20 protein-coding genes and 1 tRNA gene are annotated in these 17,734 nt (G+C 29.1%); 13 read left to right on the top strand and 8 right to left on the bottom strand.

Annotated features, from left to right (window positions below; translation table 11 throughout):
- Positions 1 to 12: 12 nt before the first annotated feature.
- A complete protein-coding gene (locus tag IPK18_00365) occupies positions 13 to 909 on the bottom strand; it encodes an AEC family transporter (protein ID QQR98031.1) in 897 nt (298 codons plus the stop codon).
- A gap of 47 nt (positions 910 to 956) precedes the next feature.
- Positions 957 to 1,029: transfer RNA gene (locus tag IPK18_00360), tRNA-Met, on the bottom strand.
- A 183-nt stretch (positions 1,030 to 1,212) separates the two neighbouring features.
- Between IPK18_00360 and era the strand changes: the two genes are divergently transcribed.
- Positions 1,213 to 2,094, top strand: a complete 882-nt coding sequence (gene era / locus IPK18_00355) for a GTPase Era (GenBank protein ID QQR98030.1) — start codon at positions 1,213 to 1,215, stop codon at positions 2,092 to 2,094.
- 9 nt (positions 2,095 to 2,103) lie between these two features.
- The gene (rpiB, locus tag IPK18_00350; GenBank protein QQR98029.1) at positions 2,104 to 2,538 is read left to right on the top strand and encodes a ribose 5-phosphate isomerase B; all 435 of its coding nucleotides are present in this window, start codon (positions 2,104 to 2,106) and stop codon (positions 2,536 to 2,538) included.
- Here the strand turns inward: rpiB and IPK18_00345 are convergent.
- Entirely contained in the window at positions 2,535 to 3,458 is a 924-nt protein-coding gene (locus tag IPK18_00345) for a transglutaminase family protein (protein QQR98028.1), read from the bottom strand. The genes rpiB and IPK18_00345 overlap by 4 nt on opposite strands.
- Before the next feature lie 129 nt (positions 3,459 to 3,587).
- Positions 3,588 to 4,706, bottom strand: coding sequence for a hypothetical protein (locus IPK18_00340; GenBank protein ID QQR98027.1), 1,119 nt, complete (start codon positions 4,704 to 4,706; stop codon positions 3,588 to 3,590).
- 48 nt (positions 4,707 to 4,754) lie between these two features.
- Here IPK18_00340 and IPK18_00335 point away from each other — a divergent pair, with 48 nt between their 5' ends.
- From IPK18_00335 to IPK18_00325, 3 genes are all read left to right on the top strand, one after another.
- Entirely contained in the window at positions 4,755 to 6,221 is a 1,467-nt protein-coding gene (locus tag IPK18_00335) for a DUF2779 domain-containing protein (protein ID QQR98026.1), read from the top strand.
- A gap of 80 nt (positions 6,222 to 6,301) precedes the next feature.
- Positions 6,302 to 6,616, top strand: coding sequence for a septum formation initiator family protein (locus tag IPK18_00330; protein QQR98025.1), 315 nt, complete (start codon positions 6,302 to 6,304; stop codon positions 6,614 to 6,616).
- 416 nt (positions 6,617 to 7,032) lie between these two features.
- Complete coding sequence (locus tag IPK18_00325) at positions 7,033 to 7,893, top strand: M23 family metallopeptidase (protein ID QQR98024.1); 861 nt, start codon at positions 7,033 to 7,035, stop codon at positions 7,891 to 7,893.
- A gap of 10 nt (positions 7,894 to 7,903) precedes the next feature.
- Here IPK18_00325 and IPK18_00320 read toward each other — a convergent pair whose 3' ends face one another.
- Positions 7,904 to 8,758: an N-acetylglucosamine kinase gene (locus tag IPK18_00320; GenBank protein QQR98023.1), complete on the bottom strand. Its 855-nt coding sequence runs from the start codon at positions 8,756 to 8,758 to the stop codon at positions 7,904 to 7,906.
- A gap of 72 nt (positions 8,759 to 8,830) precedes the next feature.
- On the opposite strand from IPK18_00320, the gene IPK18_00315 reads away from it, so the two are divergent.
- Complete coding sequence (locus IPK18_00315) at positions 8,831 to 9,481, top strand: oxidoreductase (GenBank protein ID QQR98022.1); 651 nt, start codon at positions 8,831 to 8,833, stop codon at positions 9,479 to 9,481.
- On the opposite strand, the gene IPK18_00310 is transcribed toward IPK18_00315, so the two are convergent.
- A complete protein-coding gene (locus IPK18_00310; protein ID QQR98021.1) occupies positions 9,482 to 9,832 on the bottom strand; it encodes a 4Fe-4S binding protein in 351 nt (116 codons plus the stop codon).
- 68 nt (positions 9,833 to 9,900) lie between these two features.
- On the opposite strand from IPK18_00310, the gene IPK18_00305 reads away from it, so the two are divergent.
- From IPK18_00305 to IPK18_00295, 3 genes are all read left to right on the top strand, one after another.
- Positions 9,901 to 10,893: an acyl-CoA reductase gene (locus tag IPK18_00305; protein ID QQR98020.1), complete on the top strand. Its 993-nt coding sequence runs from the start codon at positions 9,901 to 9,903 to the stop codon at positions 10,891 to 10,893.
- 100 nt (positions 10,894 to 10,993) lie between these two features.
- On the top strand, positions 10,994 to 11,923 hold the full coding sequence (locus tag IPK18_00300; protein ID QQR98019.1) for a T9SS type A sorting domain-containing protein: 930 nt from the start codon (positions 10,994 to 10,996) through the stop codon (positions 11,921 to 11,923).
- A 138-nt stretch (positions 11,924 to 12,061) separates the two neighbouring features.
- Entirely contained in the window at positions 12,062 to 12,214 is a 153-nt protein-coding gene (locus tag IPK18_00295) for a hypothetical protein (GenBank protein ID QQR98018.1), read from the top strand.
- On the opposite strand, the gene IPK18_00290 is transcribed toward IPK18_00295, so the two are convergent.
- Positions 12,211 to 13,797: a S41 family peptidase gene (locus tag IPK18_00290; protein ID QQR98017.1), complete on the bottom strand. Its 1,587-nt coding sequence runs from the start codon at positions 13,795 to 13,797 to the stop codon at positions 12,211 to 12,213. The genes IPK18_00295 and IPK18_00290 overlap by 4 nt on opposite strands.
- 258 nt (positions 13,798 to 14,055) lie before the next feature.
- Here IPK18_00290 and IPK18_00285 point away from each other — a divergent pair, with 258 nt between their 5' ends.
- The 4 genes from IPK18_00285 (at position 14,056) to IPK18_00270 (ending at position 16,217) form a co-directional block, all read left to right on the top strand.
- Positions 14,056 to 14,637, top strand: a complete 582-nt coding sequence (locus tag IPK18_00285) for a hypothetical protein (protein QQR98016.1) — start codon at positions 14,056 to 14,058, stop codon at positions 14,635 to 14,637.
- Between the two features lie 66 nt (positions 14,638 to 14,703).
- Positions 14,704 to 15,360 (top strand): fructose-6-phosphate aldolase, encoded by a 657-nt coding sequence (fsa, locus tag IPK18_00280; protein QQR98015.1) that lies wholly within the window; start codon positions 14,704 to 14,706, stop codon positions 15,358 to 15,360.
- Between the two features lie 20 nt (positions 15,361 to 15,380).
- Positions 15,381 to 15,890, top strand: coding sequence for a ribonuclease (locus IPK18_00275; protein QQR98014.1), 510 nt, complete (start codon positions 15,381 to 15,383; stop codon positions 15,888 to 15,890).
- A 6-nt stretch (positions 15,891 to 15,896) separates the two neighbouring features.
- The gene (locus tag IPK18_00270; GenBank protein ID QQR98013.1) at positions 15,897 to 16,217 is read left to right on the top strand and encodes a barstar family protein; all 321 of its coding nucleotides are present in this window, start codon (positions 15,897 to 15,899) and stop codon (positions 16,215 to 16,217) included.
- Between the two features lie 8 nt (positions 16,218 to 16,225).
- Here the strand turns inward: IPK18_00270 and der are convergent, their stop codons facing one another.
- Positions 16,226 to 17,536, bottom strand: a complete 1,311-nt coding sequence (gene der / locus IPK18_00265) for a ribosome biogenesis GTPase Der (protein ID QQR98012.1) — start codon at positions 17,534 to 17,536, stop codon at positions 16,226 to 16,228.
- Positions 17,537 to 17,734: the final 198 nt, after the last annotated feature.

The raw sequence follows: 17,734 nt of genomic DNA, 5'->3' as shown, positions 1-17,734 counted from the left end.
CTGTTGATATAATTAGCCTAAAATAAATTTCCAAACTAATAATGTAGGCAATGAGCATAAAATACCTAATGTTGGAAGTACTGCTGCTAAATCTTCATCTAATCCATGTTCTGATGCAATAATAGAAGATGTTATCATTGGTGGCATGGCACATTCTATTACAGAAATTCTATTGGCAAATGTATCTTGTTGTAAAATAAATATATATAATATATAGATGACCAAAGGTGCAATAACCAATTTATAACTAACTCCAATTAGAAATTTTTTCCATGGGATAGTTTTAAAATTTAGCTTGAATTGCATACCTAAAGAAAGCATAGCCAAAGGAATCATTAAGCTGCCAATTGCTTTCAAGTATACATCAATATTACTTGGAATTGTATTTTTAGATAAGAATAATGCAATTATAAAACAAATAAATGGTGGAAATGAAAATAGTTTTTTGAAAATAATTTTGATATTAATATTTCCTGTGCTGGCATAATTTGCAACCAAAACACCTAAAGTAGACATAATTAAGAAACTACCAGGCTGGTCTACAAAAATGGCATATTGTATAGCACTTGCATCATATAGCTGAGTGAGTATTGGAAATCCGACAAAAGATGTATTGCCCAAGCCACAACTTAATATAAGACACGCAATGGTTGCTTTTGTTAGATTTGCTTTTTTTGCAATAAGCATGAAAAATAATATAGCACCAAAAAATGTTATCCAAGCAGATAATATTGGAAGTAAAACTGCTTTGCTTATATCCAGTTTTGGAATATTGTATAATGTAATTGCAGGAAGTGGAATGAATATTATAAACTTGTTTATCTTTTTATACAAATCATTAGGCAATTGTGGTATAAGTTGAGATGCAACGCCAAAAATAAATAATGCAATAAGAATATATATAGGCATAATCTAAAATAATAAAAAAAGCCTTGTAATATCACAAGGCTTTCTAGTAGCGGGAGTTGGACTCGAACCAACGACCTTCGGGTTATGAGCCCGACGAGCTGCCAACTGCTCCATCCCGCGATGTGGTGCAAAGATAGTCATTTTTTTGCATTAATACATTATGTTAAAGTAAAGTTTCATTCTATGTCTGATGTTTATATAGTTAGATTAGTAATTATATAATGTGTGTGTTTGGTATATTTAATAAAATATATTAAATATTTATTGCACACTTTTATAAAAAATAGCTATATTTACTCTTGTATGCATAGAGCAGGATATGTAAATGTTTTAGGTAAGCCAAATGTAGGAAAATCTACATTGATGAATGCTTTGGTAGGAGAGCGACTGTCAATTATTACATCAAAAGCTCAAACTACTAGACATAGAATTTTAGGTATTGTAAATGGTGATGATTTTCAAATAGTCATTTCTGATTTGCCAGGAATAATAAAACCTGCATATAAAATGCAGGAAAGTATGATGAACTTTGTACGCACATCTTTAGAAGATGCAGATGTTTTCATTTATATGGTACAAATAGGAGACAAGCCAGAAAATCAACCTGAAGAATATCAGAAAATAAAGAATTTTAATATTCCAGTTGTATTATTACTCAATAAATTGGATATAGCAGAACATGATGTTGTAGAACAAGAGCGTGTGATTTGGGAAAATGATTTTCCAAGCGCTACAGTTTTATCTTTGTCTGCAAAGTTTCATTGGAACTTAGATAAATTAATGGATTTTATTGTGCAGCATATGCCAGAGTCTCCACCTTATTTTGATAAAGACGCAATTACAGATAGACCAGAGAGATTTTTTGTATCAGAAATTGTAAGAGAAAAAATATTAACCAACTACAAACAAGAAATTCCTTATTCAACAGAAGTCGTTTGTACTTATTTTATGGAAGATGGCGAAATTATAAAAATTGCTGTTGAGATCTATGTAGAACGTGATAGTCAAAAACCAATATTAATTGGGAAAAAAGGGGAAAAAATAAAAAAAGTTGGCATAGAAGCGAGAATAGATTTAGAAGCATTTTTTCAGAAAAAAGTATATTTAGAAACTTATGTGCGTGTTGCTGATGGATGGCGTGATAGAGACAGTATGCTTAGAAAATTTGGATATAGAGATTATTAATATATAAATATGTTTTTAGTAAATAAAGTTATCATTGGTAGTGACCACGCAGGTTTTGAGTATAAAGAAATATTAAAAAAATATCTAACAGAAAATAATATTGAGTTTTTCGATGCAGGTACACATTCAGAAGCATCATGTGATTATCCTGATATTGCACATGCATTGGCAGAAAAGGTAAATGATAGTACATATTCGTTCGGAATTTTGCTTTGTGGTAGTGCAAATGGCGTAGCTATTGTTGCTAACAAACATCATAAAGTAAGAGCAGCAATATGCTGGAACAATGCTACTGCAATGCTTGCAAGACAACATAATAATGCCAATATTATTTGCATTCCGGCAAGATTTGTAACGATAAACGAAGCTATGGAAATGACCAAGTTATTTCTAAGTACTGAGTTTGAAGGTGGTCGACATCAAAATAGAATTGACAAAATTTAGTCCTCATCTTCCATTTCAATATCGTTATCTGCATTTTGATTATTTAGCATGTCGAATAATGCCTTAAGTTGTTGTGCCTTTTTATTGTCGTGGTTTTTATCGTAACAAGACATTTGATTGTATAGCAAAGATTTTATGATTTCAACATGATTGCATGGTGAATAGTATTGACGCTTTGGTTCAATCTTCATTTGCTCTAAGTAACTTGTAATTTCAACTCTTGAGAATGCTATGCCTTTATTTAATGGATTGATGTAAAACATCACGTCTTTATCATTTCTATTGTCATTCAATTGCTCATCAGTTAAATGTTTTTTGCAATATGCCATTATAAAATGATAAGGTAAGTTGATGCCATAAATTGGTAAATCATTTTTTTGAGCAACAATTAAAAAAAGAATTCCAAGTGATAATGAATTGCCTTTTTTTGTGTCTAATACTTTATTGATATAGCCTAAGTCTGCATCTGGTGTTGGTGTTTGCACACCAAGATATCCATGTAGTTGAAAAAATACTTGATTGATTACTTGTAATTCTTCTAGTGGTGATAATGCTGCATTCAGTTCAATCCAAACTGATTTGGCTAATGAATTTATTTTTTGTTGAATGGCAAATTCATCAATTTCTGGATAATGTATTTGTGCAATAATTAAAGTCGCTTCTAACAAATCTTTTTCTTTGCTTTGATGCCAATATGAAAGTCTATCACTAATATTATCAAATTGAATTGAGCTAATCAATTCTTCTAATCTCGATTGTACAACTGTGTTATCTATACTTTGATATGCATTAGTGAGTAATGGAATTCCATTGATGCCTAATGATGTTAGTTTTTCTGAGACATGTGCTAATACTTCTTGGTCATCATCATCCAATAATGAAATAAGTGCATAAAACTCATTTTTACTTAATTCTGTCATAATTCAAATTCTAAATTATATAAAACAGATTAGAATTGCAAATGTTTAATCTATAAAGTAATAAACATTTGTTCAAAGTATTTGCCTAGATGTAGATATTAAATTTAAATCTGATATTAAAAGTGAAATCTATTTTTTTCTCTTTTTACCTTTATTAATGCTTTTGTTTTTTAGTGTTCCATCTTTTTTATATGATGATACGTTTTTAGTTTTTGTTTCATAAGTTTTGTTGTCATAATTATAATTATAATCATCTTTCTTTTTTGTCTCTTCTTTTACTTTTTCTTGTTTTGGCGTAGATGGTGTTTTCTTTTTGTCACCATCTTTCATTATGTTATATCCAATCTCTGCTTTAAGACCAAAGAAATAGTTTTTAGATTTTTTATATTCAGGATGCGTTCTATATGCTTTTGCATTAATATCATTCAAACCTATTTTGAAATCTAAGCCCAAGCCAAAGTACATATTGTTTTTAAGAATGTAATCGAAACCATAATTTACAGCCAAAGTAGCTTGCAATGGCACAAAATAGTCTTTTTGTTTTGCTGGTTTGCCTAATGCATAGTATGGTGCATAACCACCATTTCCGTAAGGTTCTACTGGAGGATATGCGCCTGGCAATCCTAGTGGACTTCCAGGTGCTATAAATGGATATTGAGAAAAATCTGGTGCAGCTGTTGGATCATAATAGCCATTCCAATTTTCATTCGTTAATTCATCTTTACTAACTCTTTCAATTTTATATTTCATGCTTGCATTTACTAAAAAGTCTGTTTCAATACCAGCCATCATTTTCATTCTTATTTTATATCTTCCATTGCCATAGTTACCATCAGGATTTTTTTCTCTTTGTCCTTTTAATATTGGCGAAAAACGATAAAATACTGCTGCATTTACAAATTGGAAGTTCACTTCTTTGGTATGTCTTCCTTGCAATCCATATGCTGGCCACTTAAATATGTCTTCATATTTTTGTCCTTCAACACAATATCCACCATGTACTCTAATGCCATGTTTGTCTTTAAAATTATATCCAAAAAAGACATTTGCATTATAACTAAATTTTGGTTTGTAATCTAATTCTTTACTAGAGTTGCCACCACCAGTGCCTGGTGCTAAATAATAGTTATTCTGTGCTAACATATAAGACAATCCTGGTGTGAAATTTGCACCTACTTGAAAGCCTTTCTGTGCATAAATAAAAGTTGTTGAAATAAAAACAACGACTAAAAGTATATTTTTTTTCATATTTGCTGTTGAATTACCAAAAATAGTCAATATCTTTTAAATATCATAATGTCAAAAAAATCAAATCAGCTAAGTAAATCTAGTTTAATTCGTTTCTTGCAATGTTCAAAGTCTTTATATTTATATAAACATCATTATAATTTAAGAAGTATTCCTGATGTAAAACAACAACAAAAGTTTGATAGAGGAATAAGAATTGGAAAATTAGCACAAGAATTATTTCCAAATGGAAAAGATTGTACGCCACCATCGCCATTTCAATACGCTCAAAGTATTTCTGCTACATCATTATTAATTTCTCAAGGACAAAAGGTAATTTACGAAGCTGCATTCAAATATCAAGGTATTGTAATTGCATTGGATATTTTGGTACAAGATGATGGCAAATTTTATGCATATGAAGTAAAAAGCTCATTAGGTATTTCGAATACATATATTTTAGATTGTGCCATTCAATATTACATCATCTCAAAATCTGGTATTAAGCTTGAAGATTTTTTTATTGTACATGTGAATGAGAAATACGTGATGGAAGATAGTTTAGATATTCATCAATTTTTTGCAAAACAGTCTGTGTTAAAACAAATATTGGCAGAACAAGAATTTATTGAACAAAAAATAAATGAAGCTATTGAGACCATACAATTGCCTAATATGCCTGATGTAAAAATTGGTGGACAATGCAATAAGCCATATCCTTGTGATTTTAAAAAATACTGTTGGAAAGATGTACCTGAAAATTCAATTTGGAATTTGCAAGGGATGCCATTAGCTGAAAAAATGGAACTTATAGAAAACAATGTAAATACAATAGATGAATATGCACTATTACAACCTAATAATATTTTACTCAATGCCTATACAACTAAAGCGCCAATTGTTGATACTGAAAAAATTAAAACAATTTTAGCTGTAGTAGGATATCCAATTGCTGTTTTTGATTTAGAAGCATTTCAGTCTGCAATTCCAATTTTTAAACATACCAAACCGTATGAAAGGATTCCATTTTTATTCTCTTTGCACACACAAGAAAGCAGTGATGCACCATTAAAACATTCCTATTTTTTATCTACAACAGACAAAGATGATAGACTAAATTTCTTGCTCAAATTTTTAGATGATACAAAAAATATCAATTCAATTCTTGTGTTTAATGAGCTGATGGAAAAAGGTATGCTAAATTATTTGGCAAATTTATTTCCACAATATAGAACAGAAATTGCTGAAAGAATAAATAAAATTGTAGATATAGAAGTTGTTTTTAAAAATTTGTATTACTATCATCCAAATCAATTAGGTAGTTATTCATTGAAAACGATTGCTGGAGTTACATTGAAAAATAATCCATATCAAAATATAAATGTAAAAGATGGCGTAGAAGCAATGGCATTGTACAACGAATTATTTTATAAATCTGAAATTGAGAAAAACCAAACCTACAATGAGTTGATTGAGTATTGCAGTACAGATACATTAGCACTGTTTTTAATATATCAGTTTCTTCAAAAGCTGTAAAACTTAAATAGTTTTAAATTATAGTTGATAGTTTGCAATGACTCGTTTTTTTTGTTACCTTTGAATTTGAAAATATAGTCATGAAAATAGTTGACCAAGAATTATTAGACAAAATACCAAGCATATTTAAAAATAAGATTTTCTATATTTTATTTATTTATTTTATATATCTTTTATTTTTTAATCAATATAATTTATTTTCACAATCCAAATTGTTTAAAGACTTGAGAGAATTAAAGAAAGAAGAAGTTATTTATACAGACATGATAAGTGATATAAAAGAGGAACAAAAAGAAATATTTAAAAATAAATCTACGCTAGAACAATTTGCCAGAGAAAAATATTGGATGAAACGAGATAGCGAAGATGTGTACATATTTGTAAAGAAAGATTAATCACAAATCATCTTGCTTTTGTATGTATAAAGTTTTTTGTTGCCTTTCTTATAGTTGTACTTATAGCTTCTTGCAATGGAAACAAGCATAAAAAAGCTCCACAACAACATATACCAAAAGATACAGTAGCTGTTCAAACAGTTTGTGTAGATACTATTTGTAGTTTCTTTTTAGGAATTAATGTTGATAGTTTTTACATAGAAAGTAAAACCATTCAACGTAAAGATGTTTTAGAGAAAATATTTAAGAATCTACAATTCACAAAGAAAGACTATAAATTATTAAACAAGCAAATACTCAAACAACAACAGTTTCAAGGTATAAAACCAAAACAACAATATTATATATTATCTAAATTAATAGATTCGAATTACGTTATCCAATATTTAGCATTTGAGCTGAATCAGAAAGATTATATGATTATCCATTGTGCTGATTCTTTTAAAATTTCATTCTATGAAAAAAAGATTGATACAATTCGTCAAGCGTTGGCTTTTATTGTACAATCAAAAATAAAAAATTCATTAAAAGATAAAAATATAAACCAACAATTAATTGAGAAAATAAATCATGTATTTAATCCAAAAATATCAACACATCAACTAAAAACAGGAGATACTTTGCGTGTTATTTATGATGATTTGTATATAGATGGTAATTTTTATGCATTAGGTGATATTCATTGCGCAAGTATCCACACAAAAAAGAAATCATATTTTATAACAGAGTATTTTTTGCCAGAAGATAGTGCACAAATTTATGCAGACGAGCAAGGGAAATACCATAAAATTTCATTTCTATCGTCGCCATTAAAAAAAGGATTTATTGTTTCTAGATATAATTTACAACGCTTTCATCCAATTTTGCTCGAAGTAAGACCACATTTAGGTACTGATTTTGCTGCACCACACGGAACGCCAATTTTGGCAACAGCATCTGGAATCGTAGAAGCTGCAACGTTTTCAGAGAATAATGGAAATTATGTAAAAATAAAACACAACAAAACTTATACGACACAATATTTGCACATGAGTAAATTTGCAAAAAATATGCGTGTTGGTCAACATGTAAGACAAGGCGAAATAATAGGATATGTTGGTAGTACTGGATTGTCTACAGGATCGCATGTTTGTTATCGTTTTTGGAAAAATGGTGCACAAGTAGATCCATTCAAAGAAAAACTAAGCACAACTACTGTAATAGATAAAGCACACAAAGTAATGTTTGATAGCTTAGCAACACAACAAAAATTAAAACTAATTAGTATTGGTTTTTAGTTTCGTTAGATTATTTTTCTAAAATTGAAATAAAATGATTGGCAACTTCTTCAATAGGTTGTGATACAAATTTTCCTAATTGAATATCAAAATTCCAAGCAACTTGAGCAAGTTCTGACTGAAAATTTGATGCTATAGAACCAACAAAACCAACAGGCACTTCTTGGTAGTTTGGAAAACAACATACATGATAATCTATGAATGATGTAAAGCCTTCTTGTAATAATAGTTGTACATATTCAGTTGCTCTAAAAGTAGATAAAATAGGAGCGAAGCTAGCCAAATATCTATTTGGCGAAATGGCTTTATATGTTTTATGGAAAATTTCATTTTTTTCAGCATGATATTTTTCTTTTAATTCATGCTCAATTTCATGTGGCAATTTCTGATATAAGAAATCTCTTAAGATTAATTTTCCAAAATACGAACCACTACCTTCATCACCTAGTATAAAACCAATGCCACCATTAGATTCGTGCCATTTTTGACCATCAAAATAAATGCTATTAGAGCCAGTACCTAAAATACATGCAATGCCTTTTTGATTGCCACATATAGAAATTCCTGCACCAATCATATCTTCATCAATAAATATATCTGCTTTAGGAAAAATATTGTGCATTGCATTTTTTGCTAATAAGTTTCGCTCTATACTCGAGCAACCAGCACCAAAAAAATGTATTGTTTTTATTTGCATTCCAAAAGAAACTAATACTTCATTTTTAGATATAATATCTATTATTTCTTGATGATGATGAATAATTGGATTAATACCTAATGTATCAAAATGTAATTTTTCTTTAGTTTTAGTATTGTATAATAACCAATTCGTTTTTGTGGAGCCACTATCTGCAAATAATATCATGGAATAAAAATAAGCATATTTCTATAATTTAATATAATCTGATTTTTCATTGTCTTTTTATATCTTTATAGCATGAGCAAAACAGCATTATTAGTTGGTGCTACTGGTTTGGTAGGTAGCGAAGTTTTAAATATATTATTGAATGATAATAGCTTTACAAATGTTACAGTACTTTGTAGAAAACCACTTTCACAAAAATATCAAAAATTGAAAGAAATTATTGTAGATTTTGATAATCTAGGTAAATATAAAAATGATATTGTTGCTGATGTTGTTTTCTGCTGTTTAGGTACAACTATAAAAAAAGCTGGCTCTCAAGCTGCCTTCAAAAAAGTAGATTTTGAATATCCTTTAGAAGTTGCAAAAATTGCCAAAGCGAATGGTGCAGTTTCTTACAATGTAATTACAGCATTAGGTTCTGATGCACATTCTTCGATATTTTATAATAGAGTAAAAGGCGAATTGCAAAATGAGTTAATGAAATTAAATTTCAATTCATTGCATATTATACAACCAAGTTTGTTGATTGGTGAAAGAAACGAAACAAGAATTGGAGAAGGTATTGCTCAAAAATTGAGCCCAATAATGAATAGCTTATTAATAGGAAAATTGAAAAAATATAAAGCAATAGAAGGTACGCAAGTAGCAAAAGCTATGGTGCATTATAGCAAAGAAAATTCTGTTGGAACTTTTATTCACAGTAACGAAACATTATTTGTTTAGTTACTCTAAGTGTAATTTTGCTTTTTTAGCTAATAAAATATCTTCTGCCTCTACGTGTTTTTCGTCTGGAATACAACAGTCTACAGGACAAACAGCGGCACATTGTGGCTCTTCGTGAAAACCTTTACATTCTGTACATTTGTCTGTAACAATAAAATATAAATCATTGCTAACTGGCGAAAGTTTGTCGTCTGCATCAACAATAGTTCCGTCCATTAGTTCGTAGCTTCCTTTTACAGCAGTACCATCACTTACTTTCCACTCTAATCCACCTTCATAAATAGCATTGTTTGGACATTCTGGTTCACATGCACCACAATTTATACACTCTTCTGTTATTTTGATTGCCATAATTCTTACTTTTGTAACAAAGATAAAATTTGAATTTAATTTTCAAAAATAAATTATAGTTAATGAATATGCAAAATAGAATACGAGCAGCACAACAATTGGCAGATTTTTTACTTTCTGATGACGCAGAACTAGAAGAAATTATTCATAGAACATATATTCATAATTATTGGTTCACACCAGAAAATATTAAATATTCTATTCAAAATATTGCAAAAGAATTTCTAAATGAGCAAAAATTAACAGAATGGCTAAGTATATATGCTATAAACGATGATAAAAAACCCAAAACTATTGCAATTGTTGCGGCAGGCAATTTGCCTATGGTTTCATTTCATGATATTTTGTGTGTATTGATTTCTGGAAATATTCTGCAACTTAAATTAGCAGAAAAAGATAAAATATTGTTGCCTTTTGTTTTAAAAAAATGGCAATCATTTGATGCATTATTACATGATAAAATAAATATTGTAGAAAGATTACAAGACTTTGATGCCGTAATTGCAACAGGAAGCAATAATTCTGCAAGATATTTTGAATACTATTTTGGAAAGTATAAACATATTATCAGAAAAAATAGAAATTCTATTGCCATTTTAGATGGCTCTGAGTCAATAGAACAACTAATTGCATTAGGTCATGATGTGTTTGACTATTTTGGATTAGGTTGTAGAAATGTATCAGCATTGCTGTTGCCAGAAAATTATGATTTTTCTAATCTATTAGTTGCATTTCAATCTTTCTCATTTTTAGATCAGCACAATGCATACATGAATAATTTGGACTATCAACGCACACTTTATTTAATGAATCAAACAAAAATGCTGGATATCAATTTTGTAAATATTGTTGAGAATAATGCTTTGTGTTCGCCTATTTCTTGTCTGTTCTATCAATATTATAAGAACAATGATGAAATTAATAGTTTTATTAATCAAGAAAATGGAAATTTACAATGTATTGTTGGTAAAGGATATCTAAATTTTGGACAAACTCAAATGCCTTCATTAAATGATTATGCTGATAATATTGATACAATGCAGTTTATTACTAATCTTTAGTGTATAATTTAACATTTGTTTGTAATTTTTAACTTGTAAAACTCACAAAATTGTGAAGACTTATATTTTTTTATATAAATTTGTGGTAAATAGCAATCATATGAATAAACAATTACTTTCTCTATTTTTATTAATTTCAACTTTTCTTGCCAATGCAAATTCTGGTTTTTTAGGTATTACCATAAAAAACTACCAAGACAAAGAAACCAAAGCAGTGCAAATTTCTGAAGCCATAAAAAATGGCGCAGCACAATTACAAGGGCTTAAGGATAATGACATTATTACACATATAAATGGTGTGAAAATAGAAACAAAAGAAAGCTTGGTGGCAACAGTTGGAACTTACAATGTTGGTGATGTAATAAAAGTAGATTATATAAGAAACAATAAAGCTGAAAGCAAAAAAATTAAACTAGGTGAGAAACCAACTTTTAAAGACTACAAAGTACAAATTAAAAAAACTGGTAACGATGAGCAATGGATTTTTACAAATGATAATTCATCAATAACAATTAAAAATAATGAAATTGCTGACTATACTTATGTTGATGGAAAAGGTGTAAATAATACTTTTGCAATAAAAAATATCAGTGATAATAGTCTTTCATCGCCATTTAACGATATAGATGAAAAAATCTCTGTGATTAATAGTTTGAAAAAAGGACAAGCTAGTTGTAATTGCAATTGTAGTTTTTATGCTTATAGATATTATAATTTTCCTGAGCAAACTAAAAGTGTAGTAGAAACACCAAAAGAAGATATAAAAATAAATTTAGTTACTGATAAATTCAATGTGTACCCAAATCCTACAAGTGGTGAGTTTTTAGTTGAATTTGCAACAAAAGAACAAGGCACAGCATATATTTCTATTTTAGATGTAACTGGAAGAGTAATAAAAACACATAGAATTCAAAATTTTGAAGGTTCTTATTCTAATAAATTTGATTTGAAAAATGAAGCACGTGGTACATATATTGTACAAATAAAAGTAGGAGAGAAGTTAGCAACAAGCAAAATATTATTACAATAGTTTTATAAAAAAATAAATTATACTTTTTTAAACGCAACTCATAGAGTTGCGTTTTTTATTTTGAAGAAAATATGTCTGTATGATTACTTATTAAGTTTGTAAAAATTATTTATAATTGGCTTCGCAGCTTTTGTACCAATGCCATTTCCTGTATATAAAAAATGTATGATAGGATCGTCGCAACCAACCCAAACGCCAGTCATAATTGTTGAATCAAAATTTATAAACCAAGCATCTGTATTCCTAATCGTATTTCCTGATGTAGTATGGTATGGATATGCTTTTCTCTAAAAAGTCTTCAATGCTTTTTCTATCATTTTATCATCTTTAGATAGAATATACAAAAGACCTTCCATTTGCCATTTTTGTTTAGCTATATATGCTTTTAGCCTATTTGATAAGTATGGTCTGGACGCAGCTTCAAAATTGTTCCATTTTTTGTTCACACCGTTTTGATAAGCAAAATTCAGGAACTGTTTGTACACATCATCACTTATATTAAACTTCTGATTGTAGTCTTCAAAAGTAGTATAGTTAAAATTGTTTTTTATATTTTGATAATATATATATGAAAATTCATTTAATATTGAATTGTAAAGCACTTCATTTACTAATGGATTGTACATACTTGTATCTATTGGTACAAAAATATCTGGCTCTATACCACCACCACCAAATACAGTTCTGCCTTTTACTTTTGTTTTATATTTTTCTACTGAATGCTTAGTACTATCTAAAGCATATGCTTCACCATTGCTTTTAAATCTATTATTTACATCTTCGTAATAAGCTTGCGAACCATTCTGATAATCTCTTTGAATACTTCTTCCGCTTGGTGTATAATACCTTGCAACAGTAAGTCTTAATGCAGAACCATCAGTAAATGGAATTTCTTCTTGTACTAGTCCTTTTCCAAAAGAGCGACGACCAATTATTGTTCCTCTGTCCCAATCTTGAATGGCACCACTTACAATTTCACTTGCAGATGCTGAGCCTTCATCAATCAATATTGCTAAATTTCCTTGCTCAAAGTTTCCAATTTTCCCAGCATTTTCTTCAATTTTAGGAGAATTTTTCCCTTTTGTATAAACAATAAGTTTCTTACCATCTAAAAATTCATCAGTAATTTTTATCGCTTGATCCATAAATCCACCACCATTTCCTCTTAAGTCTAAAATCAAATTTTTCATGCCTTTGGCACTCAACATATCCAGTTTTTCAGCAAATTCAAAATAGGTATTCTTACTAAATCTATTTATTTTTATATACCCAGTGTTTGAATTGAGCATAAACCCAGCATCAACTGAATTGATAGGAATTTTATTACGAGTAATGGAATAGGTAACCATTTTTTTATTTCTTTTTAATACAGTTACACTAACTTTAGTTCCTTTTGGTCCTTTTAGTTTTTTCATCACCACTTCATTAGTAATGCCATTTCCAGCTACCAATGTATCATTTATTTTTATAATCTTATCGCCAGCACTCATACCTACTTGCTCTGCTGGCCCACCAGATATTGTATTTACAACCTGAATGGTATCTTTTGATATTAAAAATTCAATGCCAATACCTTCAAAGTTACCTTCCATTATTTCTGCTTCTTGCTGACTCTCAATTGGTGGCAAATACATAGAATGTGGATCTAATTTCTCTAAAATACCATTTATTGCTTCATCATACAGTTTATTTACATCTACAGTATCTACATATTTTGCATCAATAAGTTGTAGTATGTAATCTAATTTCGAGTTAATGCCACTTGTGCCAATTTGCTTGTACTTTGCAGAGTTTCTATCTTGTAATTTGTAACCTAAAAAAACACCACTAGCTAATATAATTGCGAAAAATAATGGATAAAATGCCTTGTTCATCTAACAAATTTAAGGATTAAAAAATATATCAAATCTTATTAAATTTTAAATAAATAGCATTTTAAACAAATAGGTTCAGTTTTTTCTTAATCTATATGATTCATACTCAATCATTGTTTTTTATTATACTAAAATCAATATTTCTTGGTATTTTTTCATTTTTAGCAATTTTTAATTGATATTAATCAAAAAAATAAATTATAATATTGACACATCTGTTAATGTTTATTAACTTTACAGTAACATAAACAACCCAAAATGATTAAATTAATATTACTAAAGGTAGCTTTTGTATTGTTTGTATATACAAGCAATTCACAAAGCCTCTCAGATTTTCTACATCTGAGATTGTTAGCACAAGATGAAGTGATGGATAACATGAACCAAAGAAAATGGCATCTTTACGATGAAGACGAACAGCGTAAGAATGATATTTTGGTATATACATTCAAACTGAATGATGAAGTTGAATCTATGGTAGGTATTCAATGGGTAGATTTTGTATACAGACCAAGACATGTTAATAAAAACAGAATTTCATTTCAAATACAAAACGCAGAACTGTATGAAAAATATATGACTGAGATGGTAGAGCTTGGATTTAAACTGCATTTAGAGAAAGCATTTGACAACCATATTATCTTTGTATATAATAATGATGAAGTTGTAATAGAAGTAATTACTTCACAAAACAAATATCTTTATGATGGAATGAAGTATTACAACTTTGCATTTTACAACCAACTAGAATATAATGCTGTATTTAAAGAAGAGAATGAGAAATATTCAAAAAAACCTGCCGAAAATGTAAATGCTGTTACTATAAATTATTTCAACTAAACTAACTACTAACTATATACTTTTTGATTTCATTTCAATATCTTTGTTCAAACAAATATTTTTGAAATGAAATTTTTTATTGATACTGCAAATTTAGACCAAATAAGAGAAGCTAATGATTTAGGAATATTAGATGGTGTAACAACAAATCCATCATTGATGGCAAAAGAAGGCATAACTGGAGAAAAAAATATCTTAGACCATTATGTTCAAATTTGTAATATTGTAGATGGTGATGTAAGCGCAGAAGTAATATCTACAAACTTTGATGGAATAATTGAAGAAGGAATGAGATTGGCTAGTTTGCACAAAAATATTGTAGTGAAAGTGCCCATGATAAAAGATGGTATAAAAGCAATAAAACATTTTTCTGAAAAAAATATTAAAACAAACTGTACGCTAGTATTTTCGCCAGGACAAGCAATTTTGGCTGCAAAAGCTGGTGCTACCTATCTAAGTCCATTCATTGGCAGATTAGATGATATTTCTTATGATGGAATGGAATTAATACATCAAATTAGACATATATATGATGTACATCAATACAGAACTGAAATTTTAGCAGCATCAGTGAGAAATTCATTGCATATTGTAAAGTGTGCAGAGGCTGGAGCAGATGTAGTTACATGTCCACTTTCATCTATTAATAGTTTATTCTATCATCCATTAACAGATAAAGGATTGCAACAGTTTTTAGCAGACTATGCCAAAGGCAACAAATAAATCTAAGTATTAACTATACAATGAAATCTACTAAAAATATTTTCTTATTAGTTATTGCATTCATTATTGGATTTGCCATATCAAAAATTACAGGAAACTATTCTATTGTAAAAAACAAAGAGAATGTTGTGCAACAAGATAATAGCAATGATAATTATCAAAAAGAAGTACAACAGTCAACGCAAAATTCAACGAATAATCATACTCAGTACCAACAATACAATAATAATGATGATGTTACAGTAGATGAATCTAACTCTGATATTCCAAAAAAGGTATTTGAGGTAATAGAACACATTAAGAAATATGATAAAGCACCAGATGGCTATGTTGGTGGTAGACAGTTTATGAATTATGAAAAATTATTGCCACAAGTAGATAACAAAGGCAATAAAATAAAATACAGAGAATGGGATGTAAATCCAAAAGTTGAAGGACAAAATAGAGGAAAAGAACGCCTTGTTTCTAGCAATGATGGTGTTTTCTACTATACCAATGATCATTATCAATCTTTCACTGAAGTTAAATAAACCATCATGCAAAATTTCAATCATTTTATTCAACAACAAGATGTATTTATTGCATTTTTAGATGGAAATGAAAATAAAACGCTTCAACAATTTTATCAAAATATTGCATCTGCATTACAGTTTCCCAGTTACTTTACAAAAAATTTAGATAGTTTCGATGAAATTATGAATGATCTTTCTTGGATAGAACCTGAAAACATTATTTTAATCATTGCAAATGCATCTCAATTGCTATCTGAAGAAGATGAGGAAATAAAACCAATTGTAGTTGATATAATTCAACAATCAGAAGAAAATCAAACAGGAATTAGTGTTTATCTAAGATAATAACTAAGCTATTTCTTTCTCATAAATATATTAATTGGCACACCACTTAAATTAAAGTGCGTTCTTAATTTATTTTCTAAGAAGTTTTTATAAGGTTCTTTCACATAATCAGGATGATTGCAGAAGAACGCAAAACTTGGAGTTTTTGTTGGCAACTGTGTTATATATTTTATTTTTATATACTCACCACGATAAGCTGGTGGCGGAATTTTCTCAATTTCTGGTAAAAGAATTTCATTTAGCTGATGAGTAGGTATTTTAATATGTTTACTCTCATAAACTTGTAAAATAGTTTCAATCAATTTATGTATTCTTTGCTTTTCTTGAGCAGAAATAAAGATAATAGGCACATCTCTGAATGGCGCTATTTTATCCAATATTTTCTTTTCAAAATCTTTGTGTGTATGAGTGTCTTTTACAATTTTGTCCCATTTATTTACTGCAATCACCAAACCTTTTCTTTTGTTTTCAATCAGTTTAATGATTTTCATGTCTTGTGCTTCAATACCAAATTCAGCATCAATAAGTAAAACACAAACATCAGCTTCATCAATAGCTTTGATAGCACGCATCACAGAATAAAATTCTAAATCTTCATGTACTTTATTCTTTTTCCTAATTCCTGCAGTATCTATCAATAAAAAGTCATTGCCAAACAAATTATATCTTGTATGTATACTGTCTCTCGTAGTACCAGCAATTTCAGTTACAATATTTCTCTCATCACCAACCAATGAATTCAGTAAAGTAGATTTTCCAGCATTTGGTTGCCCAACAATTGCAATTTTTGGCAAATCTGCATATTCATCTTCGAAGGTGTCATCATCAGGTATTTCTGCTGTTATAGCATCTAGCAATTCGCCAGTACCACTACCACTCATAGATGAAACCATAAATAAATCTTCAAATCCTAAAGCATAAAATTCATTTGCTAATAAATATCTTTCATTATTATCTACTTTGTTTACACAAACAAGAACTTTCTTTTTACATTTTCTAAGTTCTTTTGTTAAAGACTCATCCAAATCAGTAATGCTTGTAGTCACATCAGTCATAAAAATGATAAGATCAGCCTCTTCAATTGCTATTCTCACTTGGTGTTTAATTGCTTTTTCAAAAACATCGTCAGTTTTTGGCACAAAACCACCAGTGTCTACCACATTAAATATTTTTCCATTCCATTCTGTAACGCCATATTGTCTATCTCTAGTTACGCCGCTCACATCATCTGTAATTGCTTTTCTAAAACCAACTAATCTATTAAATAGAGTAGATTTTCCAACATTTGGTCTGCCTACTATTGCTACTGTATAACTCACGGCGCAAAGATACAAAATAAAACTAGAATGAATAGGTATTAGATGCAATAGTTATTAGGGAAAGCTAAACCTAAATGATAAAAATAAAACTTAACTCCAAATTAACATACATTTTTTTTTTAATACAAATTTATGCTTACCTTTGCGTCACTTTAAGAAAAGAATGTCTTGAATTAAAGTAAAAAGTAGTGACTGTTT

This window comes from Sphingobacteriales bacterium (assembly GCA_016699615.1).
In the GTDB taxonomy this organism is placed as follows: Bacteria; Bacteroidota; Bacteroidia; order Chitinophagales; family JADIYW01; genus JADJSS01.
This window is presented reverse-complemented; position numbering and strand designations above follow the sequence as displayed.

Bases quoted from the DNA above. Each gene is read 5' to 3' on its own strand.
- era (QQR98030.1), top strand. From the start codon at position 1,213: ATGCATAGAGCAGGATATGTAAATGTTTTAGGTAAGCCAAATGTAGGA.
- IPK18_00340 (QQR98027.1), bottom strand. From the start codon at position 4,706: ATGAAAAAAAATATACTTTTAGTCGTTGTTTTTATTTCAACAACTTTT.
- IPK18_00290 (QQR98017.1), bottom strand. From the start codon at position 13,797: ATGAACAAGGCATTTTATCCATTATTTTTCGCAATTATATTAGCTAGT.
- IPK18_00330 (QQR98025.1), top strand. From the start codon at position 6,302: ATGAAAATAGTTGACCAAGAATTATTAGACAAAATACCAAGCATATTT.
- IPK18_00315 (QQR98022.1), top strand. From the start codon at position 8,831: ATGAGCAAAACAGCATTATTAGTTGGTGCTACTGGTTTGGTAGGTAGC.
- IPK18_00320 (QQR98023.1), bottom strand. From the start codon at position 8,758: ATGATATTATTTGCAGATAGTGGCTCCACAAAAACGAATTGGTTATTA.
- IPK18_00285 (QQR98016.1), top strand. From the start codon at position 14,056: ATGATTAAATTAATATTACTAAAGGTAGCTTTTGTATTGTTTGTATAT.
- rpiB (QQR98029.1), top strand. From the start codon at position 2,104: ATGTTTTTAGTAAATAAAGTTATCATTGGTAGTGACCACGCAGGTTTT.
- IPK18_00270 (QQR98013.1), top strand. From the start codon at position 15,897: ATGCAAAATTTCAATCATTTTATTCAACAACAAGATGTATTTATTGCA.
- IPK18_00300 (QQR98019.1), top strand. From the start codon at position 10,994: ATGAATAAACAATTACTTTCTCTATTTTTATTAATTTCAACTTTTCTT.
- IPK18_00310 (QQR98021.1), bottom strand. From the start codon at position 9,832: ATGGCAATCAAAATAACAGAAGAGTGTATAAATTGTGGTGCATGTGAA.
- IPK18_00305 (QQR98020.1), top strand. From the start codon at position 9,901: ATGCAAAATAGAATACGAGCAGCACAACAATTGGCAGATTTTTTACTT.
- IPK18_00275 (QQR98014.1), top strand. From the start codon at position 15,381: ATGAAATCTACTAAAAATATTTTCTTATTAGTTATTGCATTCATTATT.
- IPK18_00365 (QQR98031.1), bottom strand. From the start codon at position 909: ATGCCTATATATATTCTTATTGCATTATTTATTTTTGGCGTTGCATCT.
- fsa (QQR98015.1), top strand. From the start codon at position 14,704: ATGAAATTTTTTATTGATACTGCAAATTTAGACCAAATAAGAGAAGCT.
- IPK18_00295 (QQR98018.1), top strand. From the start codon at position 12,062: ATGCCATTTCCTGTATATAAAAAATGTATGATAGGATCGTCGCAACCA.
- IPK18_00345 (QQR98028.1), bottom strand. From the start codon at position 3,458: ATGACAGAATTAAGTAAAAATGAGTTTTATGCACTTATTTCATTATTG.
- IPK18_00325 (QQR98024.1), top strand. From the start codon at position 7,033: ATGATTATCCATTGTGCTGATTCTTTTAAAATTTCATTCTATGAAAAA.
- IPK18_00335 (QQR98026.1), top strand. From the start codon at position 4,755: ATGTCAAAAAAATCAAATCAGCTAAGTAAATCTAGTTTAATTCGTTTC.